This is a genomic window from Actinacidiphila yanglinensis (assembly GCF_900107965.1).
In the GTDB taxonomy this organism is placed as follows: domain Bacteria; phylum Actinomycetota; class Actinomycetes; order Streptomycetales; family Streptomycetaceae; genus Actinacidiphila; species Actinacidiphila yanglinensis.
In genome coordinates this window covers 494,833-517,962 of record NZ_FNVU01000004.1, presented here as the reverse complement: position 1 = coordinate 517,962, position 23,130 = coordinate 494,833, and the positions used below count along the sequence as shown (strand labels likewise).

The 23,130-nt window shown below is 68.5% G+C and carries 20 protein-coding genes; 12 read left to right on the top strand and 8 right to left on the bottom strand.

Going from position 1 to position 23,130, the window contains the following annotated elements:
* Window positions 1–27: 27 nt before the first annotated feature.
* The gene (locus C4U44_RS12115; protein WP_103885705.1) at window positions 28–642 is read left to right on the top strand and encodes a 5-formyltetrahydrofolate cyclo-ligase; all 615 of its coding nucleotides are present in this window, start codon (window positions 28–30) and stop codon (window positions 640–642) included.
* Here C4U44_RS12115 and C4U44_RS12110 read toward each other — a convergent pair.
* The gene (locus tag C4U44_RS12110) at window positions 632–3,373 is read right to left on the bottom strand and encodes a penicillin acylase family protein (protein WP_103885704.1); all 2,742 of its coding nucleotides are present in this window, start codon (window positions 3,371–3,373) and stop codon (window positions 632–634) included. The two genes, C4U44_RS12115 and C4U44_RS12110, sit on opposite strands and share 11 nt — an antisense overlap.
* A 179-nt stretch (window positions 3,374–3,552) precedes the next feature.
* Between C4U44_RS12110 and C4U44_RS12105 the strand changes: the two genes are divergently transcribed.
* The 5 genes from C4U44_RS12105 to mscL all read left to right on the top strand — a co-directional run bounded on the left by C4U44_RS12105 (window position 3,553) and on the right by mscL (window position 9,299).
* A complete protein-coding gene (locus C4U44_RS12105) occupies window positions 3,553–5,049 on the top strand; it encodes a potassium/proton antiporter (RefSeq protein WP_103885703.1) in 1,497 nt (498 codons plus the stop codon).
* Between the two features lie 370 nt (window positions 5,050–5,419).
* Window positions 5,420–6,586 (top strand): MFS transporter, encoded by a 1,167-nt coding sequence (locus C4U44_RS12100; RefSeq protein ID WP_407642823.1) that lies wholly within the window; start codon window positions 5,420–5,422, stop codon window positions 6,584–6,586.
* A gap of 66 nt (window positions 6,587–6,652) precedes the next feature.
* Window positions 6,653–6,967, top strand: coding sequence for an FmdB family zinc ribbon protein (locus C4U44_RS12095; protein ID WP_103885701.1), 315 nt, complete (start codon window positions 6,653–6,655; stop codon window positions 6,965–6,967).
* A 105-nt stretch (window positions 6,968–7,072) separates the two neighbouring features.
* Complete coding sequence (locus C4U44_RS12090; protein WP_103885837.1) at window positions 7,073–7,927, top strand: S-methyl-5'-thioadenosine phosphorylase; 855 nt, start codon at window positions 7,073–7,075, stop codon at window positions 7,925–7,927.
* A gap of 901 nt (window positions 7,928–8,828) precedes the next feature.
* A complete protein-coding gene (gene mscL, locus C4U44_RS12080) occupies window positions 8,829–9,299 on the top strand; it encodes a large conductance mechanosensitive channel protein MscL (RefSeq protein ID WP_235032000.1) in 471 nt (156 codons plus the stop codon).
* Window positions 9,300–9,366: 67 nt separating this feature from the next.
* Here mscL and C4U44_RS12075 read toward each other — a convergent pair whose 3' ends face one another.
* A complete protein-coding gene (locus C4U44_RS12075; RefSeq protein WP_103885698.1) occupies window positions 9,367–9,615 on the bottom strand; it encodes a hypothetical protein in 249 nt (82 codons plus the stop codon).
* A gap of 113 nt (window positions 9,616–9,728) precedes the next feature.
* Here C4U44_RS12075 and C4U44_RS12070 point away from each other — a divergent pair, with 113 nt between their 5' ends.
* Window positions 9,729–10,901 (top strand): PLP-dependent cysteine synthase family protein, encoded by a 1,173-nt coding sequence (locus C4U44_RS12070; protein WP_103885697.1) that lies wholly within the window; start codon window positions 9,729–9,731, stop codon window positions 10,899–10,901.
* 97 nt (window positions 10,902–10,998) lie between these two features.
* Here the strand turns inward: C4U44_RS12070 and C4U44_RS12065 are convergent, their stop codons facing one another.
* Together C4U44_RS12065 and C4U44_RS12060 are read right to left on the bottom strand one after the other, a co-directional pair.
* Window positions 10,999–11,766 (bottom strand): VIT1/CCC1 transporter family protein, encoded by a 768-nt coding sequence (locus C4U44_RS12065; protein ID WP_103885696.1) that lies wholly within the window; start codon window positions 11,764–11,766, stop codon window positions 10,999–11,001.
* Between the two features lie 115 nt (window positions 11,767–11,881).
* The gene (locus C4U44_RS12060; RefSeq protein WP_103885695.1) at window positions 11,882–12,877 is read right to left on the bottom strand and encodes a sigma-70 family RNA polymerase sigma factor; all 996 of its coding nucleotides are present in this window, start codon (window positions 12,875–12,877) and stop codon (window positions 11,882–11,884) included.
* Window positions 12,878–13,091: 214 nt separating this feature from the next.
* On the opposite strand from C4U44_RS12060, the gene C4U44_RS12055 reads away from it, so the two are divergent.
* From C4U44_RS12055 to C4U44_RS12045, 3 genes are all read left to right on the top strand, one after another.
* Entirely contained in the window at window positions 13,092–13,601 is a 510-nt protein-coding gene (locus C4U44_RS12055; protein ID WP_235031999.1) for a GNAT family N-acetyltransferase, read from the top strand.
* Window positions 13,602–13,716: 115 nt separating this feature from the next.
* Window positions 13,717–14,502, top strand: coding sequence for a dioxygenase family protein (locus tag C4U44_RS12050; protein WP_103885693.1), 786 nt, complete (start codon window positions 13,717–13,719; stop codon window positions 14,500–14,502).
* A gap of 19 nt (window positions 14,503–14,521) precedes the next feature.
* The gene (locus C4U44_RS12045; RefSeq protein WP_103885692.1) at window positions 14,522–15,136 is read left to right on the top strand and encodes a hypothetical protein; all 615 of its coding nucleotides are present in this window, start codon (window positions 14,522–14,524) and stop codon (window positions 15,134–15,136) included.
* A 199-nt stretch (window positions 15,137–15,335) separates the two neighbouring features.
* On the opposite strand, the gene C4U44_RS12040 is transcribed toward C4U44_RS12045, so the two are convergent.
* On the bottom strand, window positions 15,336–16,844 hold the full coding sequence (locus C4U44_RS12040) for an MFS transporter (RefSeq protein WP_103885691.1): 1,509 nt from the start codon (window positions 16,842–16,844) through the stop codon (window positions 15,336–15,338).
* A gap of 242 nt (window positions 16,845–17,086) precedes the next feature.
* Entirely contained in the window at window positions 17,087–17,701 is a 615-nt protein-coding gene (locus C4U44_RS12035; protein ID WP_103885836.1) for a TetR/AcrR family transcriptional regulator, read from the bottom strand.
* A 232-nt stretch (window positions 17,702–17,933) separates the two neighbouring features.
* On the opposite strand from C4U44_RS12035, the gene C4U44_RS12030 reads away from it, so the two are divergent.
* Window positions 17,934–18,419 (top strand): MarR family winged helix-turn-helix transcriptional regulator, encoded by a 486-nt coding sequence (locus tag C4U44_RS12030; protein WP_103885690.1) that lies wholly within the window; start codon window positions 17,934–17,936, stop codon window positions 18,417–18,419.
* 73 nt (window positions 18,420–18,492) lie between these two features.
* Here C4U44_RS12030 and C4U44_RS12025 read toward each other — a convergent pair whose 3' ends face one another.
* Both C4U44_RS12025 and C4U44_RS12020 read right to left on the bottom strand, forming a co-directional pair.
* The gene (locus tag C4U44_RS12025) at window positions 18,493–19,317 is read right to left on the bottom strand and encodes an ABC transporter ATP-binding protein (RefSeq protein ID WP_103885689.1); all 825 of its coding nucleotides are present in this window, start codon (window positions 19,315–19,317) and stop codon (window positions 18,493–18,495) included.
* Window positions 19,318–19,430: 113 nt separating this feature from the next.
* A complete protein-coding gene (locus tag C4U44_RS12020; protein WP_103885688.1) occupies window positions 19,431–20,957 on the bottom strand; it encodes an MFS transporter in 1,527 nt (508 codons plus the stop codon).
* A gap of 981 nt (window positions 20,958–21,938) precedes the next feature.
* Here C4U44_RS12020 and C4U44_RS12015 point away from each other — a divergent pair.
* Window positions 21,939–23,114 (top strand): hypothetical protein, encoded by a 1,176-nt coding sequence (locus tag C4U44_RS12015; RefSeq protein WP_235031998.1) that lies wholly within the window; start codon window positions 21,939–21,941, stop codon window positions 23,112–23,114.
* The last annotated feature ends 16 nt before the right edge of the window (window positions 23,115–23,130 follow it).

The window sequence follows — 23,130 nt, the reverse complement described above, 5'->3', positions numbered from 1 at the left end:
GGCTGATAAACAACGACTGGGCATGGTATGAGCGAGATGCGAACCCGCAAGGCCGAGTTGCGGGCGCGGCTCCTGGAGGCCAGGCGCGCGTTGACCACAGGTGAACGCCAGGCGGCGAGCGCGGCGCTGGTCCAGAGGGTACGTGACTGGGCGCCCCTGGCAAGCGCCGGGACAGTCGCCGCGTACGCATCCATGGGCACCGAGCCCGGGACGCACGATCTGCTCGACGCCCTGCACGCAGAGGGCACCCGGGTGCTCCTACCTGTGCTGCAGGACGACAACGACCTCGACTGGGCCGACTACGCCGGCCCCAGCACCCTGGAGCGCACCCGGCGCGGACTGCTGGAACCCACCGGCCCGCGACTGGGACCGCAGGCAGTCACCCAGGCGCGCGCGGTCCTTCTGCCCGGGCTCGCCGTGGACGGCCAGGGGACACGGCTGGGACGGGGCGGCGGCTCGTACGACCGGGTCCTTGAGCGCCTTGCCGCCGCCGAGGCCCATCCGGTGCTCGCGGTACTCCTCTACGCGCACGAGGTGGTCGACACGGTTCCGCGTGAACCGCACGACCACCTCGTCGACGCCGCCGTCACCCCGGAGGGCGTGCGGCACTTCGCCCGCCCCCGGGGCGGCGCTACGGAGTGAGCGCCATCTTCGCCTTTGTCGTCTTGTCGACGCGTTTGTCCGAGAAGTACCAGGGCAACAGTTTCCCGTCGGCCCACAGGCTCGTCTGGTCCGTGTAGTGGGCGTTGTACGCGTGACCTGACGCCCCGGTGAGATTGATCCAGCGGGACTTGTCGAAGTCCTGGAGGTTGACGATCATCCGCATGGACGGCACCCAGACGACGTCGTACCCGCCGGCTGCGTTCCAGCCCGTGGCGTCGACGGCGGCCTCACCGCCACTGAGCTCCCAGGGGCCGCGGTTGAGCATCCACTTCACGACACCGGGGCCGTCGGTGCCGAGCGTCTGGTTCTTCAGGTCGAGCTTGTGCAGTCGACCCCAGCTCCAGGTGTTTATGTCCTTGCCCAGCTTGGCGGTCAGCTCGTAGCGGGCGTCCTTCATGGCCTGCTCGAGCAGCTGGTCGCGGTCACTGCGGTGGGACTTGTCCTGATCCACACCGAAGAACGCGGTCGTGGACATCGTCCACCACTGGCTCTCCGGCTTCTGCAAGATGTTGCGGACCACCTCGAACCAGCGGTCGCCGCCGTCCGGCTGTGCCTCGTCCGCGTCCCGCTCGCCGCACTCCTCGACCGTCTTCGCCTTGCCGTCGAGGTTGTCGACCGGGCCGGTCTCGCCGACCGGTGGCACTCTCAGACACTGCCCCTTGGGACGTAGCTCCTTGGGCAGCTTGTTGCCGAACGCCAACTTCAGCACGTTGCGCCACACCGCGTTGAAGTACGCCGCGGCGGCCGAGTCCGAGTCCTGGTTGTAGTCCCATCCTTCGAGCAGCTTTTGTGCGTCACGCACATAGTTGCCCTTGTCGTTCGTGATGTTGATCTTCAGCAGGTACGGCACGAGCAGCTTGGCGATCTCGCTGCTGTCGTCGTTCTGCATGGACTGCATGTCGTCCATGGAGATCTTGCCGCCGTCCTTGATCTTGGACGCGATCAGATCGTTGATGCGCTGGCTGCGGGTGCCGTAGTCCCAGTCGTCCGTGAGCAGGTACGGATACTTGTTCTGGTCGATGACGGGCTGGTTGGCGGTCACGATGTAGCCGCGCTTCGGGTTGTACTCGTAGGGCATCGCCTTGGACGGGATGTAGCCCGTCCACTTGTAGTGCGGGTCCCAGCCGGGCACGGGGTACGTCCCGTCGACGCCCTTGGCGCGAATCGGGACCTTGCCGGGCGCCTGGTAGCCGATGTTGCCCTTGGTGTCGGCGTAGATCAGGTTCTGCGACGGCACCGCGAAGTCGGCGGCCGCCGCACGGAACTGGTCGAAGTCGGTAGCCCGGTCGAGTTCGAAGACGGCGTCCATGGTCTTCGACGGCTGGAGCGCGGTCCACTTCAGGGCGACCGCGTAGCCGCTGTTCACGCCACCTGGTGGATCGGTGACCGGTGCGGTCTGGCCGACCGTGCGGATCTCGTCGCTCCGGTCCGAGATCAGCGGACCGTTGTTCGTCACGCGGACGGTGATCGTACGGGACTTCCCGCCGGCGACCTTGATCGTCTCCCGCCGCTTGGTGAACGCCACCTGCTTGCCGTCGTACAGGTAGGTGTTGGCGGTGACCTTCTCCAGGTAGAGGTCGGTGACGTCCGCGCCCAGGTTGGTCATCCCCCAGGCGATGTCCTGGTTGTGGCCGATGATCACACCGGGCATGCCGGAGAACGTGAAGCCCGTGACGTCGTACGGACAGGACTTGCTCACCGTGCGGCAGTGCAGGCCCATCTGGTACCAGATGGACGGCAGCTGGGGCGCGAGATGAGGATCATTGGCGAGCAGTGGCTTGCCGGTCGTCGTGTACTTGCCCGAGACCACCCACGAGTTCGAGCCGATACCGCTGCCGGACGGACCGAGCAGCGTGGGCATCTGGTCGATGATCTGAGAAATCCCGGCCAACTGGGTGTCCACCGACGTACTGAGGCCCTGCGGGCTGCCCGAGTCCGTGGAGCTGGAAGTGTCACTCGAACCGGCCGGCGTGTACACGTGGGTGGTCGGATCCACCGTCCCCGCGTCGACAATCGGTTGATTGCGACTATAGGGATAGTCCGGGTAAAGCTCCTTGATCTGCGACTGGCTGAGCCGGCTCGTCATCAGCGCGCGGTCGATCTCGTCCTGCATATTGCCGCGCAGGTCCCACGCCATGGCCTTCAACCACGCGACCGAGTCGACCGGAGTCCACGGCTCGGGCTTGTAGTTGTTGCTCAAGGACAACGCGGCGTACTCCACCGACAGCGAGGCACCACTGTGGTCCTTGAGATACGCGTTGACGCCGTCGGTGTACGCGCGCAGGTACTCCTTCGTCGAAGCGTCGAGTTCGGTGTCGTACTCCTTCTGCGCGATGCCGTGCCAGTCCATCGTGCGCAGGAAGGCGTCGGTCTCGACCTCACTTTTTCCGAACATCTCCGACAACCGCCCCGAAGTGAGATGACGCCGGACGTCCATCTCGTAGAAGCGGTCCTGCGCCTGGACGTAGCCCTGGGCGCGGAACAGGTCGTCGGGGGTGTCGGCGTAGATCTGCGGGATGCCGTTGGCGTCCCGGTCGACGTCGACAGGCGCGGACAGGCCCTTGAGTTTCAAGGAGCCGGACGTCTGGGGGAAGGAGGCCCGCACGGTGCTCACGCTCCAGTACGACCCGTACCCGAGTCCCGCCACGAGCAGGAGCACGACCGCAATCACGATGATGCGTAGGCGGCGGGACTTCTTCCGTGCGGGCATCGCTGTCCTTCGAGGGGCAGGGTGAACCGGATGATCAAGCGCTCGTGGTGCAAGGGCAACCATAGGCGCACGCGCTATGACCGTGGGACGCGGCGTCCGGGTGCCCATGCGGTGGACCGGGGAACGTCAAGGGAGGGTAAAATGTTAGCTAAGGCAATGAAGTTGAAAGGACCAAGCCCCTGACTGTCCACCACCTGAACGAGATCCTGCTGATCGGCGCCTCGGTTCTCCTGGTCGCCGTCGTTGCCGTGCGGCTCGCCTCGCGCAGCGGACTTCCGACCCTTCTCATCTACCTCGGCATCGGCGTGATCATCGGACAGGACGGTCTGTTCGGCTTCACATTTGATGACGTTCAGCTCACTCAAGTGCTGGGCTACGCCGCCTTGGTGGTGATCCTCGCCGAAGGCGGCCTCCGCACGAAGTGGCACGAGATCAAGCCCGTGGTGCCCGCTGCTGCCGTCCTGGCCACCGTCGGCCTCCTGGCCAGCGTGTTCGTCACCGCGGCAGCCGCGCATTACCTGGTGGGTCTCGACTGGCGCCCCTCTCTGATCATCGGCGCGGTGGTGTCGTCGACGGACGCTGCCGCGGTGTTCTCGGTGCTGCGGAACATCTCCCTTCCCAAGCGGGTGACAGGCGTCCTCGAAGCCGAGTCCGGGTTCAATGACGCCCCGGTGGTGATCCTCGTGGTGGCCTTCTCCAAAACGGGGCCGATCGACCACTGGTACGTGCTGCTCGGCGAGATCGCTCTGGAGCTGCTCATCGGAGCCGCCATCGGCATCGCGGTGGGCTGGCTCGGCGCGTACGGACTCAAGCGCGTGGCCCTGCCTGCGTCAGGCCTGTACCCGATCGCCGTCATGGCGATCGCAGTGGCCGCATACGCCGCCGGGGCCCTGGCACACGGGTCGGGATTCCTCGCCGTCTACCTCGCGTCGCTCGTCCTGGGCAACTCCAAGTTGCCGCACCGACCCGCGACGCTGGGCTTCGCCGAAGGGCTCGGCTGGATCGCGCAGATCGGCCTGTTCGTCCTCCTAGGACTCCTGGTGACACCGCACGAGTTGGGCGACGACATCGTGCCCGCGATCATCATCGGCCTGTTCCTGACGCTGCTCGCACGACCGGCGTCGGTGGTGGTGAGCCTCGTTCCGTTCCGCGTCCCATGGCGCCACCAGGCCCTGATGTCGTGGGCCGGCCTGCGCGGAGCGGTGCCCATCGTGCTGGCGACGATCCCCATGGTGGCCGGCATCACGGACAGCAAGCGGATCTTCAACATCGTCTTCGTCCTTGTGATCATCTACACGCTGGTACAGGGGCCGACACTGCCCTGGGTGGCCCGACACCTGCACCTGGGCAACGTCGACGAACGCCAGGCGGCCGATCTGGGTATCGAATCCGCGCCCTTGGAGCGTCTGCAGGGACACCTGCTGTCCGTTGCGATCCCGGACGGGTCGAAGATGCACGGGGTCGAGGTCGACGAGCTGAGGCTGCCCCGCGGGGCGGCCGTGACGCTCGTGGTGCGCGAAGGCCGCAGCTTCGTGCCGCTGCCATCGACGATGCTGCGGCGGGGCGACGAACTGCTCGTGGTGGCCACCGACCCGGTGCGCGACGCGACGGAGGACAGGCTTCGCGCCGTCGGACGCGGTGGAAAACTTGCAGGCTGGCTGAGCGGCAGCCGGTGACGTCATGGCGCGGTCACGCGGAGTGGCTTACGTATCATGACCCCGTTCATGTCGAATGCGATCCCTGCCTGACGCAGGACCGGCGCGGAGACCCGCGCTGAGCGGACGGTCCTCGGTGTCTGCATGCCCCAAGGCGCGTGCTCACACCACCAGGCGGCAGAAAGTCCGGACAGTGGCATCCAAGGTGCCAGCCTCCCCACCTCCCCCCTTGTCCTCCCCGGCTTCACCCCCGCCTTCACGTGCGGGCTCCCCGAATGTGTCCGGCCCGCCGGACAGCAAGGCGCAGAGCCCGGGTTACCGGACCCTTCTCCGCACCCCCAAGGCGTGGGCGTTCGTCGTCCCCGGCCTCGCCGCGCGGCAGCCGCTGGCGATGCTCACCATCAGCATGGTGCTGCTCGTCCGGCACGCGACGGGTTCCTACGGGACCGCCGGTGCTGCCGCGGCCATCACCGGGGCCTCGATGGCCCTGTGCGCGCCCCGTAGCGGTCGGCTGGCCGACCGCTACGGACAGCGCGCGGTCCTGCTGCCCGCGATCGCCCTCCATGCGTTGTCCGTCCTGGGCGTCGTGGCACTCGCAGCGACCGGGATAACCGCCTGGTGGCTCCTCGCGGCCGCCGTACCGGTGGGGGCCACGGTTCCCCAGATCGGGCCGATGGTGAGAGCCCGCTGGGCCGTCGCCCTGGACGATCCCTCATCCCCTCTCATGCAGACCGCAGCCGCCTTCGAGTCGGTGAGCGACGAGTTCACCTTTGTGGTCGGCCCGGTCCTCGCGACAGCACTGTGCACTGGCGTGCACCCGGCTGCCGGGTTGGTCGCCGAGGCATCGCTGACCGTCGCCGGTGGCGCACTGTTCGCCGCACAGCGACTTTCGGAACCACCTGCTCATAGGGTTTCGGCGAGCAGCGGTGTCGCGCACGCATCCGCCTTGTCGCTGCCTGGGGTGCGCGCCCTTGTGGTCGCCTTCTTGGGTGTGGGCGCCGTGTTCGGTGGCATGCAGGTGTCGCTCGCCGCCTTCACTCAGGAGATCGATCGACCCGGCCTCAACGGCGTCCTCTACGGCATGTTCGCTGCCGGCAACATGCTGGCCGGAGCGGCCTACGGCGCCGTCTCCTGGCGTCACGGGCCGCGCACTCGGCTGCTCGCGGCATACGCGGGTCTCACGGTGGCCTGCGCGCCCCTGTGGGCCGCCCATTCCCTCGCCCTGTTGAGCGTGCTCCCGCTGATTGCAGGAGCGTTCATCGGGCCCACCATCGTGACCGCGTACTCGCTTGTCGACGCTCTCGTACCGCGAACAGTGCGGACCGAAGCCTTCACGTGGCTGACCGGGGCCGTGGCGTTCGGACAGGCGATAGCGGTGACCGTGGCCGGCCTGCTGACCGATGCACAAGGTTCTTCCGCCGGATTCGCCGTGCCCCTGGCGGGCACGGCGTTGGCACTCGCAGTACTGGCGGGATTGCGCGCGCACCTGCTGCCCCACCCTGCCGGACGGGCCGTGACGGGTGGGATCGGTCACCGTCCGCCCGTCTCAGTGGACTGACGGCGGGAAATACTGCACTATTGAGCGTCGTTAGCACTCAACAAGTGAGAGTGCCAGGAGGAGCAAGTGCCGACGTACCAGTACCAGTGCACCGAGTGCGGCGAGGCCCTTGAGGCGGTGCAGAAGTTCAGCGATGACGCGCTGACGGAGTGCCCCAACTGCAGCGGGCGGCTGCGCAAGGTCTTCTCGGCGGTGGGCGTGGTCTTCAAGGGCTCCGGTTTCTATCGGACCGACAGCCGTGGGTCGTCGTCGAGCAGCACCCCGACACCCAAGAGTGGCGGCTCGGACAGCAAGTCCACCGAAAGCAGCAAGTCCTCGAGCTCGAACAGCGCGACACCGTCCAGCTCCTCTACGTCCTCGAGCAACACGTCGGCAGCCTGACCTGCGTGTTCGGGGGCACCCCAAGAACTCAAGACCGAACGAACCCCCGCTGCTGCGTACAGCGGGGGTTCTTCGTGTCGCGTGGCGCCGAATAGGGTGATCTCCATGGTGGAGAGCAGCGGCGCGCAGGCGCAGGCCGAGATCGGCGTCATCGGTGGGTCCGGGTTCTATTCGTTCCTCGACGATGTGACGGAAGTCACTATCGACACTCCCTATGGCGTGCCCAGTGACTCCCTGTTCATCGGCGAGGTCGCTGGACGCCGGGTGGCGTTTCTGCCACGGCACGGGCGCAAGCACCATCTGCCCCCGCACAGGATCAACTACCGCGCCAACCTGTGGGCGCTCGCGTCCGTAGGAGCGCGCCAGATCCTCGGGCCGTGTGCGGTCGGGGGGCTGCGTGCGCAATACGGCCCGGGCACCCTTCTCGTCCCCGACCAGCTCGTCGACCGCACCAAAGGCCGGGTGCAGACGTACTTCGACGGCGAGGCGCGGGCCGACGGTCAGGTGCCGAACGTGGTCCATGTGACCTTCGCGGATCCGTACTGCCCGGTGGGCCGCAAGGCCGCGGTCAGCACCGCCAAGCAGAGCGGTTGGGAAGCCGTCGACGGCGGGACGCTGGTCGTCGTCGAGGGCCCCCGCTTCTCCACGCGTGCGGAGTCACTGTGGCACGCGGCCCAGGGCTGGTCGGTCGTGGGGATGACAGGACACCCCGAAGCGGTCCTCGCTCGGGAACTCGGCCTCTGCTACACGTCGTTGACGCTGGTGACGGATCTGGACGCAGGCGCCGACACCGGCGAGGGCGTTTCGCACGAGGAAGTCCTCGAGGTCTTCGCGGCCAATGTCGGCCGAATGCGCGACGTCCTCTTCGACGTGGTCGCAGCCCTGCCCGACAACGGTGGGCGCGACTGCCTGTGCGTGAACCCGCTCGGCGGCCAGGAACCGGGCATCACACTTCCCTAGCACATCGACGCCGGCGGTCAATGGCCGCAATCTCCTTTCGCCCCAATGGATGAGCCATTTTCCACAAGCGCTCTGGTTTTCCACAGGGGCTTGAACGGCGTTGCGGAAACTGCGCGATCGTGGAAACACCGACCGGACCTCGGTCGGTTCTTCCTTCCACCTCGGGCGGTGCTCCAGCATGCAATCCCCAATTCCCGCCGTTCTCCCTGCCTCTTGCACGCTCCCCCAGGCGCACACCAAGGCAATGCCGGGCGCACTTGAGCCCTACACCCCGCCACGCGTCGCGCTCCCCCTCTTCCCACCGATCCACGCCGGCGGCAGGGGCGGAGGAAAGCTTGCGACGACTCTCCGGCGCAGACGGCGGCAACTCGCTGCCGGGATGGCCGTGGCGGCAGCCCTGTTCGCCGTGTCCACGGCACACGGCGACCCGCCAACACAGGGATCTCCAGCGAGGCCTCGCGGTCCCGCGCCGGCGGCGACACCAGCCGCCGCGTCACGAAAGACCCCGGCAGATCCGCTGGTGAAAGCGCCTGTGCGGATCGCAGATCCGGCAGCGGTGGCCCTTCTACGCCCGGGCGTAAGGGTGGACGTCCTGGCCGGCCCTCGAGTGGTGGCGTCCGGTGCCGCGGTCGTGGCACTGCCACCGGACCCCATCCATTCTCAGCAGGCAGTTCCGGTGGGAACCGAAGGAGCAGCCACGCCCAGTGGCGCGCTGATCGTGCTGGCGGTGCCGCGCAGTACGGCCGCAGCCTTGTCCGGCGCGGCCGCGACCTCATCCCTGGCGGTGGCACTGTGCTGAATCACCCGTTCGTGAAGGGAAATTGGACAGCCTCGCCTCGCAGTGCCTTCTATGGCGACACGCATCAATACGCCGCGACGGCGTACGAGGAGAGGCACAACGGTGATCGACAGGGGAAACCCGAGCCTGCTGGCGGGCTTCAAGGAATTCATCACTCGCGGGAACGTGATCGATCTCGCCGTGGCGGTGGTCATCGGTGCCGCGTTCAGCAACGTCGTGAACTCGGTGGTGAGCGGGTTCATCAATCCGCTCGTCGGTGCTTTCGGTACGAAGGACCTCGCTGGGTACTCGTCCTGTCTCAAAGGACCCTGCAAGGTGAACGGCAAGGGGGACGTGGTCAGCGGCGTCCCGATCATGTGGGGTTCGGTACTCAGCGCCATGCTGACATTCCTGATCACCGCGGCAGTGGTGTACTTCCTGATGGTCGCGCCGATGGCCCGCTTCCTGGCGCATCAGGCAGCCAAGCGCAGGCCGCAGGAGCCGATCGTGGAGGACAAGGCGCCCGAGGCCGACGAGATCGTACTGCTGAGGGACATCCGGGACGCACTGGTCGCTCCCCGGGCCGGCAACTGATCGCTGCGGCGAAATCGGTTCGTGCGAGCCGCGCCGACGGCAGGGACAGTGGCCGCGCGCAGCTGCTTCAGAGGTGGTGCGGCGGCTTCTCGTTCAGGAAGCGCGTGAAGTCGTCGTCCGCCGTTCCAGAGGACCCATCGCCCCAGCCACGGTCGGTGTCATCGGCGGAGGGCCGATCGAGCGGATCGTCGAAGACGAGTCCGGCGCCCGCGGACGGCGATGTCTCCTCGGAGGCCTGCGCGCCCGTCGAGGCGGCGCCTGCCGACCTCGGGTCGACCGCTTCGGGGTCGCGCCCGGTTTCGTCGCCTGTGCTCATGCCACCAGCGTACGGCGGTGCGCAGGACTCTCGGGAACCGTCACCACCCAAGAACGTGTACGGAGATACCCCAAGTGTCCGTTTGAGCCCTCAGGCCGGATATACCTGGCCCCATGGACACACCGAAGCCGACGCCGTCCGGCCCGCCCCCGCCCGCCGGGGGAGTCGCGCAGGTACTGGACATCGACCGAAGCGACCTCGCGTACCGTCACTGGTTGAGCACTGCTGTGGCGAAGGTCCATGCCGACGCCAACAGGTCCGCCGATACCCATTTGCTGTCAGTTCCGCTTCCGACGAACTGGGGCGTGGACCTCTACCTGAAGGACGAATCGACCCACCCGACGGGCTCCCTCAAGCACCGGCTGGCCCGCTCGCTGTTCCTGTACGCCCTGTGCAACGGATGGGTCCGGCCGGGTCGGCCGGTGGTCGAGGCCTCGAGTGGATCGACGGCGGTGTCGGAGGCGTACTTCGCCCGTCTGATCGGTGTCCCCTTTGTGGCCGTGATGGCCCGCGGAACGGTCCGGTCGAAGGTGGAGCTGATCGAGTTCCAGGGCGGGCGATGTCACCTGGTGGACAACCCGAGCGAGGTGTACGAGGCAGCCGCCCGGCTCGCCCTGGAGACCGGCGGCCACTACATGGACCAGTTCACGTACGCGGAGCGCGCAACGGACTGGCGGGGCAACAACAACATCGCGGAGTCGATCTTCCGGCAGATGGCTGCGGAACGTCACCCGGTCCCGACCTGGATCGTGGCGACCGCGGGAACGGGGGGCACTTCGGCGACGCTGGCCCGATACGTCCGGTACGCGCAGGCGACCACGGGGATCTGCGTGGCCGACCCTGAGAACTCGGCCTTCTTCGCAGGCTGGCGGGACGGCGACCCGGACGCCACGACTGCGATCGGTTCGCGGATCGAGGGGATCGGCCGGCAACGCGTTGAGCCGAGTTTCGTGCCGGGCGCCATCGACCGGATGATGCGGGTGCCGGATGCGGCTTCGGTCGCGAGTATCCGCGTCCTGGAGAGGCTGCTGGGTCGTCGCGCGGGAGCCTCGACCGGAACGGGCCTGTGGGCAGCTTTTCGGATCATCTCGGAGATGCGTGAGCGCGGTGAGCGCGGCAGCGTCGTCGGGCTGCTGTGCGACCCCGGGGAACGCTACGTCGAGAAGTACTACGCGGATGCCTGGCTGGCCGAGCAGGGCATCGACATCGCGCCCTATCTGGTGTGCCTGGAGCGTTTCGTCGAAACAGGACGACTGAACGATCCGGAGGCCGGCAGCGTCGGTTGAGCGGATGAAGCGGTGGGCGAGGTCGGCCAAATCTCCGAACCCGGCGCGCCCTGGCGAGGCGCATCCCGGGTGAGCTCGGAGACCCCCGTCGGCGTGGTCAGATCCCGGCGGCACCGAGGAGCGTGCCGACGGCGTAGGTGACGGCCATCGCGATGATGCCTCCTGCGGCATTGCGCAGGACCGCAGGACGTACCGGCGCGTTGCCCAGGCGGGCGCTGATCGTGCCGCAGGCGACGAGAGCGACGAGTACGGAGACGACGGTGACGGCCAGGCGCCAGCCGTGCGGTGGCAGCACGATGGCCAGGAGCGGCAGCAGCGCTCCAGCGGTGAAGGAGACGAAGCTCGCCCAGGCGGCGTGCCAGGGGTTGGCGAGTTGGTCGGGGTCGATGCCGAGCTCAACGCGGGCATGGGCACCGAGTGCATCACGGGCGGTGAGTTGTTCCGCGACCTCGCGCGCCAGTTCGTGGGTGATGCCGCGTTTTTCGAGCAGGTCGGTGAGCTCGGCGAGCTCGGCTTGGGGGGTGGCCGCGAGTTCTTCTCGTTCGACGGCGAGGGCTGCCTGCTCGGAGTCGCGCTGGGTGCTGACGGAGACGTACTCACCGGCAGCCATCGACAGCGACCCGGCGAGGAGTCCGGCGAGTCCCGCGGTCAGGAGCGCGGATCGGGAGTCCGTGGCACCAGCGACACCGACAACGATGCCCGCGGTGGAGACCACGCCGTCGTTGGCACCCAGGACCGCGGCACGCAGCCAGTTCAGACGCGGGCCGAGGTTGTTGTGGTGTGGCTCGTCCGGGTGTTCGCCGGAACGCTCTGGCAGGTCCGGTGCGTCGGGCTGTTCGCTGCCGCCGGCGCGGTCGTCGTTCATGGCAGGCAGCGTCTCATTCCGCGCACGGTGGGTGCCGGTAGGACAGGCCGAACCCCGGCGCGGGGGGGATGCGCCGGGGTCCGGGTCTTGGGGCCACGCTGTGCGTGGCGATGGGTTACGCCGCTTCGTAGTCCAGCCCGGTGGCACGGGCCATTCGCTTGAGGTCAGCGAGGGCGTGCTTCTCGATCTGGCGGATACGTTCGCGGGTGAGGCCGTGTTCCTTGCCGACCTCGGTGAGGGTGCGCTCGCGGCCGTCCACGATGCCGTAGCGGGCCCTGATGATGGACGCGGTGCGGTCGTCGAGTCGGTCGATGAGGCCGTCGAGCTCTTCCCGGCGCAGCATGACCAGGACGGAGTCCTCCGGCGAGGGCGCTGCACCATCCTCGACGAGGTCGCCGAATTCGGTCTCGCCTTCGGCGTCAACGGACATGTTGAGCGATACCGGGTCGCGGGCCCAGTCCAGGACGTCGGAAACGCGCTCGGGAGTGGAACCCAGTTCGGTGGCGATCTCGGCGGGCTCGGCGTCGCGGCCGTTCTCCCGGTTGAATTCGCGCTGGACGCGGCGGATCCTTCCGAGTTCCTCGACGAGGTGAACAGGAAGCCGGATGGTGCGCGACTGGTCGGCGATGGACCGGGTAATGGCCTGCCGGATCCACCAGGTCGCGTAGGTGGAGAACTTGAATCCCTTGGCGTAGTCGAACTTCTCGACGGCGCGTACCAGGCCGGCGTTCCCCTCCTGGATCAGGTCCAGCAGCGGGAGGCCGCTGCGGGGGTAGCGTCGGGCGACGGCGACTACCAGGCGAAGGTTGGAGCGAATGAAGATGTCCTTGGCGCGTTCACCTGCGGCGACGAGCTTTTCGAGTTCTTCTCGCTGCACGTCGCCGCCTGCGGTTGCGGGCAGTTCGGTGTCGGCGGTGAGTATGCGCTCCGCGTAGACGCCTGCTTCGATGTCCCGGGACAGCTCAACCTCCCTGGCGGCATCGAGCAGCGGTGTGCGCGCGATCTCGTCCAGGTACATGCCGACGAGGTCGCGGTCGGCGACTTCCCCGCCTGCGGCGCGAACGCTGCTGGTCCCGCCTGCGTGACGACGGGCGACGGCACGGGTTGCCATGCGTGCTCCCTTTCGAAGGTGCGAAGAGTCTGTCTTTCGGATCGGTTCGGTCGCATCGCCGGCTTCCGCTGTCGGCGGCTCCTGTTCTGCGGCTGCCCCTTCCGCTCTGGATAACGACTGGAATACGGACACAATTCCCATGTCGTCACCTGTTTTTTATGATCATGCAGTACCCTGTTCCGCCACACAGAGAGGCCATATGGTGCCGGATCGTATGAACGTGCAGGTCAGTCCTGGCTGCGAGGACGATCTGGTCGCCCTCACGGAGATCTACAACCACTACGTCCGCGAGACGGCCATCACGTTCGACGTTGCTCCCCTCACGCCCAGTGAGCGCCGCCCGTGGCTGCTCTCCCATGCGAAAGACGGCCCGCATCGTCTGATGGTTGCTCGGATACCGGGTTCCACGGGACGAGTGGTCGGTTACGCGACCAGCAGCCCGTTCCGCCCGAAGGCCGCGTATGCGACGTCGGTGGAGACCAGCATCTATCTTGCTCCGGACGCCGGCGGCCGCGGGATCGGCAGCCTCTTGTACGGGAGGCTCTTCGAGCTGCTCGTGGCAGAGGACGTTCATCGCGCGTACGCCGGCATCGCCCTCCCGAACGACGCCTCGGTGCGAATCCATGAGCGGTTCGGGTTCCGGCAGGTCGGCCTGTACGAGGAAGTGGGTCGCAAGTTCGGCGAGTACCACGACGTGGCGTGGTTCGAGAAGCGGCTCGGCTGAGATCCCCGGGTGCGGGTAAGGCAGGGCGAGCGCACGGATCACCGAGGCATTTCTTTGAAGTTTCAACCGCAGGCGCTACCGTCGTCCGTAAGCTTGAAATTTCAAGGAGGGTGCGATGTCCACGCAAGCACCAGAACGTATGCCCGCGCTCTACCTCTCCCATGGAGCGCCGCCGCTGGCCGACGACCCCGTGTGGCCGGGACAGCTCGCCGCCTGGGCAGCAGACCTGCCCCGCCCCAAGGCGATCCTCATCGTCTCCGCGCACTGGGAGGAGGCACCCCTGGCGATCGGCGCGACGAGCCCAGTGCCCCTGGTGTACGACTTCTGGGGCTTCCCGGAGCACTACTACCAGGTGACGTACGACGCTCCTGGAGCCCCCGCGCTCGCGGAGGACGTACGCAAGCTGCTGCGGGGCGCCGGTCAGCCGGTGCAGGACGTGCCGGAGCGCGGCCTTGACCACGGGGCGTACGTCCCCCTGGTGGAGATGTTCCCGGCGGCCGACATCCCCGTGCTCCAGGTGTCGATGCCGACGCTGGAGCCGCAGAAGCTGATGGGGATCGGGCGCCGGCTCGCGCCGCTGCGCGACGAGGGCGTGCTGATCGTCGGCAGCGGTTTCTTCACGCACAACCTTGCGGCACTGCGGCACGCGGGCAGCGGGCCGCCGAGTTGGTCGACCGAGTTCGACGACTGGGGGCACCGGGCGCTGCAGGCAGAGGACATCGACGGGTTGATGGACTTCGAGCACACCGCTCCGGCGGGACGGCTGGCCCATCCGCGCACCGAGCACTTCGCGCCTCTTTTCGTTACGCTCGGCGCCGCCGGGTCCGAGCTCGGCAGCCAGCGCAGCATCATCGACGGTTTCTGGATGGGGCTCGCCAAGCGCTCCGTCCAGTTCGGCTGACAGGAAGACACCCACACCCATGCGGAAACGACGCATCACGACCGGCGCTGCTGTGCTGGCCGGAGCGGCCCTGCTGGCCGCCTGCGGGTCGAGCGGCGGCGGTGGTTCGCCCAGCAAGACGGACTCGGCCGACAGCAAGCCCGCCGGTCCGGCGGCCTCGCCGCTGTCGTGGCCGGCGCCTGCCGACGCCTCGGCGCACGTGAAGGCAGCCGGGCTGCCGATGCTCGGCCAGGAGGGCCAGGTGCTGCACATCCACAGTCACCTGGACGTGTACGTGGACGGCAAGGCCGTGACGGTGCCGGCCCTGGTCGGCATCGATGAGTCCGCGCAGCAGATCAGCCCGCTGCACACCCACGACACATCAGGCGTCGTGCACATCGAGTCGCCGGTGAAGCGGGACTTCACGCTCGGCGAGTTCATGACCGAGTGGAACGTGCCCATCAGTGCGGACGCGCTCGGTCCGCTGAAGGTCGGCGGCGGCAAGGAACTGCACGTGTACGTCAACGGCAAGGAGCGGGCAGGCGACCCGGCCGCGTTGAAGCTGGCCGCTCACGAGGAGATCGCCCTGGTGTACGGCTCCCCCGCCGACAAGGTGCAGGTGCCAGCGTCCTACAACTGGCCCGAGGGCCTGTAGCGCGTACCCGATCGGCTCTCGGCCCCGGCGACCGGCACAGGGTCTTGCAGTAAGGCGGCCGGACGCGCCTGCGTCCCTGGACGCGTGGTGCAGCCGCTGGTACAGGTGCGGGAAACGGCAGGTCCCCACCGCTCTCCGGTGATCCGGAGCGGTGGGGACCTGCCGTTCGCGCGTTGCGCCTAGGACGCGGTGGTCACCGTCAGTGGGCGACGACGGGGATGGCGACCTCGTCGAGGGAGTCGTCGCCGTCGGCACGGGCGGTGCTGTTCTGGACGCCCGCGTTCAGGAAGGTGAACGCGATGGCCGAGGAGGCCAGCAGGATGCCCATCGCCACGTAGATGGCGACGGAGTAGCCGTGGACCGCGGCCTCGTTGATCAGCAACGGGTTCTTCTTGTCGGCCAGGCTGTGGATGTGGCTGCCCGCCCACGAGGTGGTCGCGCTCGCCGCCAGGGTGTTCAGCAGCGCGGTCCCGATGGAACCACCGACCTGCTGCGAGGTGTTGACCATGGCGGACGCCACGCCCGCGTCCTCCGGGCGCACGCCGTACGTGGCCAGGCTCATCGCCGGCATGAACGCGGTGCCCATGCCGAGGCCCATGAGGATCAGGCCGGGCAGCAGCACCTCGGCGTAGCTGGAGTCGACCTTGATCTGGGCGAGGATCGACATGCCGATCGCGGCGACCAGGAACCCGGGGCCCATGAGGAGCCGGGGGCGGACCCGCAGCATCAGCCGCGCGCCGATCTGGGTGGAGCCCACGACCATGCCGCCGACCATCGGCAGGAAGGCGAACCCGGACTTGAGCGCCGAGTAGTCCTTGACCTGCTGGAGGTAGTACGTGAGGAACAGGAACAGGCCGAACATGCCGATGACGGCGAGGCCGAGCGAGAGGTAGATACCGCCGCGGTTGCGGTCGGTGACGACGCGCAGCGGCAGCAGGGGCGCCCGGACCCGGGACTCGACGAAGGCGAAGGTGGACAGCAGCACCACGGAGGCGACGAACAGGCCGATCGTCACAGCGGAGGTCCAGCCGTCGGTCTGCGCACGGCTGAAGCCGTAGACGAGGGTGATCAGGCCGGCGCTCGCGAGGACAACACCGGGGACGTCGAGACGGTTGCGGTTGCGTCCCTTGGCGGGCTCGTGGATGTAGGTGACGGCGCCGATGACGGCGACGACGGCGAACGCGATGTTGACGAAGAGCACCCAGCGCCAGTTCAGGTACTGGGTCAGCACGCCGCCGAGGATGAGGCCGACGGCCGCGCCGGCGCCTGCGATGGCACCGTAGACACCGAACGCCTTGGCGCGCTCCTTCGCCTCGGTGAACATCACCGCGAGCAGCGAGAGGGCGGCCGGGGCGAGCAGCGCACCGAAGGCACCCTGCAGGGCGCGGGCGCCGTAGAGCATGGCCGGGTTGACCGCGGCGCCGCCGATCGCGGAGGCGGCCGCGAAGCCGAGCAGGCCGACGATGAAGGCGTTCTTGCGTCCCCACAGGTCGGCGATGCGACCACCGAAGAGCAGCAGGCCACCGAAGGCCAGGGTGTAGGCGGTGATGACCCACTGACGGTCGCCGTTGGAGATGCCCAGGTCCTTCTGGGCGGACGGCAACGCGATGTTCACGACGGTCGCGTCGAGCACGACCATGAGCTGGGCGAGCGCGATGAATATGAGCGCTGTCCAGCGCTTCGGATCGGGTTGGAGCTGTTCAGGCATGAGTGGTCTCACAAAACGAGTCGCGGAGTGACAGGACGTGGGGACGTGTGTCAGCAGGTGATACGGGAGCGGATCGGCATCCTGAACCCGTGCCGGCGTGCAGGGGGACGAGCGGACTTCTGCGGCGCCGGTTCGGCCGCCGTGCCGGCTGGGCCGTTGCATGCGGGCGGTGATCGGCTGAGACGATCATCGGCGCGGCGAAGTGGACCACGCTGATACCCGCACGGTGAACAAGCGAACGATTATTGGCAGCCTTGCAGATCCTCCAGGGTCGCGGCGGTCCCCTCGAGCGTCGAGCGCGCGGGGGCGCGCAACCCGTCGAGGAAGAGTTGTAGGTGGCGTCGGACGAAGCGGTCGAAGCCCACGCAGCCGGTACCCGGAAGCGGCCGGGTCAGCTGCGTCAGCGCCACCATCAGGTCGCCGACCGCGATGTCGCCGCGCAACTGACCCGAGCACTGGGCCCGGTCCATGATCGCGGTGATCGCGTTCTCCATGCGGCGTCTTCCCTGCTCCACCACGGGCTCAGCGCGATCGAAGGCGGACGACAGCATGGGGCACAGAGCGCCGACGCGTTCATCGGCGGCCTCGAAGACGAACCGCTGGAGTGCGGAGAAGGCGTCGGGCTCCTCGACGAGGGCGTCCTCTGCGCGCTGTGCGGTTCGCGCCATCACCGACAGTGCCACCTGGCGGATCAGTTCCGTGCGGTCGGTGAAGTGGCGGTACAGCGTCGCGTTGCCGACGCCGGCGCGGCGCGCCACCTCGTCGAGGGGGAAGTCGGGGCCGAACTCCACGATCGTCTCGCGGGCGGCGTCGACCATCCGCTCACGGTTGCGGGTGGCGTCCGCACGCAGCCTCATGGTGCGCGGCTTGGCGGCGGTGCCGATGTCGAGCGTCACGGCCAAGCTCCTTCCGGCGATGTGGCCCCGTCTCCACAAGGCCGGGAAGGCCCTGCGGCGAAACGGAGAAGGGCTCTCCGTTTCGTACGCATGGGTAAACGGGGAGTCGATCCCCGGATATTTCCAACAGATAAGTGATGAGGGTCACATCGGATGAGCTCTTTTGTTGAACCTTCAAGGAACGCCCCCTACGATGTCGTCCATGAAGTGGCTGACCGAAGACGAGCAGGCGACCTGGCGGGCCTTCCTGCACGCCACGACCCTGCTGGAGGACCATCTCGACCGCCAGCTCCAGCGGGACGCGGGCATGCCGCACATGTACTACGCGCTGCTGAGCACACTCTCCGAGACGCCGCAGCGCCGGATGAGGATGACCGAACTTGCCGAGCAGACCAAAATCACCCGCTCCCGCCTCTCGCACGCCGTCGCCCGCCTGGAGGGCAACGGCTGGCTGCGCCGCGAGAGCTGCCCCTCCGACCGTCGCGGCCAGATCGCCGTCCTGACAGACGCCGGGTACGAGGAACTGGTGCGCACCGCACCCGGGCACGTCTCCGCCGTCCGCGCGGCGATCTTCGACCGCCTCACCCAGGAGCAGGTCGAGCAGCTCGGTGATATCTCGCGGATCATCGCCGACGGGCTGCACCATCCCGAGGGCGCGGACGTACCCTGGCGGCGCTGAGTCGCCACCTGCGGCCCTTTCGTCCGGAATTCGCCCCGAGGGCCATGTCGCCCTTCCCGGTCCGCTCAGGACGTCAACGGCGCCCCGAGCGGGCCAGCCAACGGCCTTCGTGCCGGCTGACCTCGATCGGCCTGCCGAAGCACTCGCTCATCCGCTCGGCGGAGAGGACCTCCTCGACGGGACCGGCCGTGAGCATCCGGCCCTCCTTGAGCAGCATCACGTGGCCGATCGCCGGGGACAGCTCCTCCAGGTGGTGCGTGACGGTGATCGTGGACAGCGCGGTCCGGGTGACCGCGAGCCGGTGCATCGCGTCGATCAGGTCCTCGCGTGACGGGAGGTCAAGGGCATTGAACGGCTCGTCGAGCAGCAGCAGCGACGGGTCGGCCATCAGCGCCCGGGCCACCAGGATGCGCGCGCGCTGGCCTCCTGAGCACACGCCGAAGGCGCGCTCCGCGAGCTCCTTGATCTCCAGCTCGGCCAGCAGCGCGTGCGCCCGCTCCCGGACCTCGGCGTCGTACTTGCGCCACAGCGGCTGCACGGTGCCGGTGTGGCCGGTCAGGACGACGGTGTACGCGGCGGCGTCCTGGGGGACCTTCTGCGCGGAGGACACCAGGCCGATGTGGGCGCGCAACTCCCGCATGTCGACACGTCCCAGGCGGTGGCCGAGGACCTCGACGGTGCCGGTCGTCGGGTGCATCAGGGCGCCGATCAACCGGAGCAGGGTCGTCTTGCCTGCGCCGTTGGCACCCAGTAGCGCCCAGTGCTCCCCGGAGCGCACGGTCCAGTCGATGTCGTCGAGGATGACCTGGCCGGTGGTGAAGCGGCGCACGCTGACCGCATCGAGAGCCGCGACCACCGGCGGCGTGTGGCCCGTCGTGTCCTTGCCGTTCGCTGCCATGCCTAAACGGTAGCTGTACCCACCAACTGTCTGCGGGGGCGTTCCGCGATGTGGATACGGCCCGCCCCTTACGCCCTCACCGCGCCTCGACCAAGGCCTCGGCCGGCGCGACCTCACACTGCGGCCGGACCCTGGGCGGTCGGGTCCGACAGGCTCGCCGGCACACCGCGCCGGTAGAGCAGCAAGGTGACCAGGAAGCCGATCGCGAAGAATCCGGCGGACCACCAGTACGCCACGGTGTAGCTGTGCAGCTGTGCCTGGGCGGCGACCGCGGCGGACCGGGGTTTGCCGGCCGCGTAGCTGGCCGCCGCAGAGGTGGCCAGAGTGTTCAGCAGCGAGGTCCCGACGGAGCCGCCCACCTGCTGGGAGGTGTTCACCATCGCGGAGGCCACACCGGCGTCGCGCTCCTTGACTCCCGCGGTGGCCAGGTTCATGCCGGTCGCGAAGATCATGCCCAGCCCCAGACCCAGAAGGAGCAGCGGGGGCAGCACATGGGCGGCGAAGGTGCTGCTGCCGTTGAGCGCGGTGAGCCAGGCCATCGCCCCGCCGCCCAGCAGCATCCCCGTGGGAACGATCGGCTTGGCACCGAAGCGCGGCACCAGGACGTTCGTCGTGGTCACCGACACGATCATGACGACGATGACCATCGGCAGGAAGGCGAGGCCGGTCTTCACCGGCGAGTACGACAGGCTGCGTTGCAGGTAGTAGGTCAGGAACAGGAACACGCCGAACATGCCCGCGCCCGAGATGAACATCGCGAGGAAGGAAGCGCCCCGGTCGCGGTCGCCCACAACGCGCAGGGGCAGCAAGGGATGGCGCGCACGCTGCTGCCACAGCACGAAGGCCACCAGGAGCACCGCTCCGGCGAGCAGGAACCCCCACGTGCTCACCGCGCTCCACTCGTGCCGTTCGGCGTTGGAGAAGCCGTAGACGATGGAGAACAGGCCCCCGGAGACCAGGATCGTGCCGGGCAGGTCCAGGGAGGGCCGGTCGGGAGGCGCTCCCGCGCGCAGCAGGCGCAGGCCGCCGAGGAAGGCGATCAGCGCGAAGATCAGGTTGACGTACAGGCACCAGCGCCAGTCGAGGTACTCGGTGAGCAGGCCACCGAGGAGCAGGCCGACGGCGCCGCCCGCGCCGGCGATGGCGCCGTAGATGCCGAACGCCTTGGCGCGCTCCTTGGGATCGGTGAACGTCGTCGTCAGCAGCGACAGGGCCGCCGGGGCGAGCAGGGCGCCGAACATGCCCTGGAGGGCGCGCGCGATGACCAGCACCTCGAAGCTGGGCGCCGCGCCGCCGATGGCCGAGGCGACCGCGAAACCGATCAGGCCGACGAGGAACGTCGTCTTGCGCCCGATGAGGTCGGCCAACCGCCCGCCGAGCAGCAGCAGCGAGCCGAACGCGAGGGCGTAGGCCGTGACGATCCACTGCCGGTTGCCGTCGCTGAAGCCGAGGTCCGTCTGCGCCGAAGGCAGCGCGATGTTCACGATCGTCGCGTCCAGTACGACCATCAACTGGGCGAGGGCGATGACGCCGAGCACCCACCAGCGGTGGGATGCGTCACCGGCGGTCGAACGCGGGGACCTCTTCGGGCCGCCCCCAACGCCCGAGGCCGTAGAAGTGTCCTGGATACCACGGGCCATGAGGTGGGTCTCCTTAGGCGCGGACGCGCAGCCCCCTGGGCCCCCCGGGGTCTTTGCCACGGTAAGCGCAGGTCCGGGTGGCCGCCACGCGAGTGACCCGGGCCCTTCGCAGAGCGGCGCCGGGCCGCTGTCGCATACGCGACGCGGGGTCAGATCGGCGGCAGCACGGGCCGACGGGATGCGGCGTGGAGACGGCGAGGCCGCCCGCGCCCGGGCCCCGTCCCGGGCGCGGGGGCAGATGCTCCGTGCCCTGACACGCCGTCGGCTGCTGGTGCGAGGAACCGGAGATCACCCGCGACCGCCATCGGGCGACCGTCCCGGGAGGCGATGACGGTCACGGAGCGGTCGGCCGCGCGGGAGTCGGTGGTGCGCGCGAGCGGGCTGCCGGCCGGCGGCACGGAAGGGGCCTCGCCGGTGGCACGGGCCGACGGGACCGATCCCGTGGCGACCTCATGTGCCCCGAGCAGCAGACGAACGTCCACCCGGCATGCCCTTCGTGCGACCGACTGCCGCTCGCCCTGTGCTTCGGCGGGTGTGCGGCACCGACAAAACGATCTTTATCCGACGTCCGGTGACGCTAACCCCACGTCACCCGGATGCCACGGCTCCGCGTGCGCGTCGGCGGGTGGCGGTGTAGGGCACCCGTCAGCCGCGGCGCCGACGCCGGGCGCGATGGCACGGACCGATCCCATAGTCCGCTGATCTGCGTGATCGACGCGCCGGTCACCCTCACGGCCCCGTCGTGCCGTTCACGTACGCACTAACACCGCGCGCGGTACGGGTGCTCAGGCCGTTTTCTGAAGTCCGGAGGGTCGGAACGTCCGAGTGGTCGCGAGGGGACGAGGGAGAGTACGGATGTCCGGCGATGCTGACGCCACACCCCCCAGTGGCGCGAGCCTTGCCCCGCTCAGTGAGGACGAGCGGGCCGAGCTCGCCGCACTGCGGGCCCGATATCCCGCGCGCCACAGACTGCGGTCGGCCGTGTCCGCCGTACTGATCACCCTGGCCGCGCTTCTCGCGCCCCTGAGCGCGGTTGCGGTGTGGGTAGCGGACGACATGGCGAACACCGACCGCTATGTGCGAACGGTCGAGCCTCTGGCCTCGCAGCCCGACGTCCAGGCGGCGGTGACCGACAGGGTCACCGATGAGGTGATGAAGCGGGTCGACATCAACGCGATCCTGTCGCAGGTGGCGCCCGACAAGCGGGCGGAGGTCAAGGCCGCCCTCGGTGCGCTGAACGGTCCGATCACCAGCGGCATCAGGGACTTCGTGCGCCAGACGGTCGCGAACTTCGTGGCGAGCGACGCCTTCCGGACGCTGTGGGTGCAGCTCAACCGCCACGCGCACGCCGCGTTCACCGGCGCGCTGACGGGTAACAGCAACAGCGCGGTGAAGATCAACGGTGACACGGTGACGCTCGACCTGGCGCCGGTCGTGGCGCAGGTCAAGCAGCGGCTGGTGGACCGCGGCCTGACGGTGGCCTCGAAGATCCCGGAGGTGCACACGGACTTCACGCTCGTGAAGTCCGATGACGTCAAGCGGGTGAGGACGGGTTTCCGGGCGCTGCAACTGGCCGGGAACTGGCTGCCCGTCATCACGGTGGTCCTGGCGGGCGCCGGGGTACTGCTGGCGGCCCGCAGGCGCCGGGCGCTGGTGACGGCGGCGCTGGCGGTGGCCGCCGGGGTCGCGCTTTTGGGGATCGGACTGTCGATCTTCCGGATCTTCTATCTGAACCAACTGCCGGCGAACACCAACGAGCGGGCGGCGGGCGCGATCTACGACCAGATCCTGCACTTCCTGCGGGGGACGGTGCGCACGGTGATCGTGCTCGGGGTGGTCGTCGCCATCGGTGCGTGGCTGAGCGGATCCGGGAAGTGGGCGCTGCGGGTCAGGTCGGTGTGGGAGTCGGGCATCACGGCGGTCAGGGAGGCCGCCGGGCTCCGCTCGACGGGGTCGGTGGGGCCGTGGGTGCACCGGCACCGGCACCTGCTGCAGTGGCTGGTCGTCCTGGCGGCGGTGGTCGCTCTGCTGCTGTGGTCCTATCCGACGGGCCTGGTCATCTTCTGGATCGCCTTGGTGACGCTCGTGGGACTGGCGATCGTCCAGTTCCTTGACGATCGCCAGCAAGGCGGCGGGAAGACGGCGGCCGCGCCGTAGCGGGCACGCAGCCGCA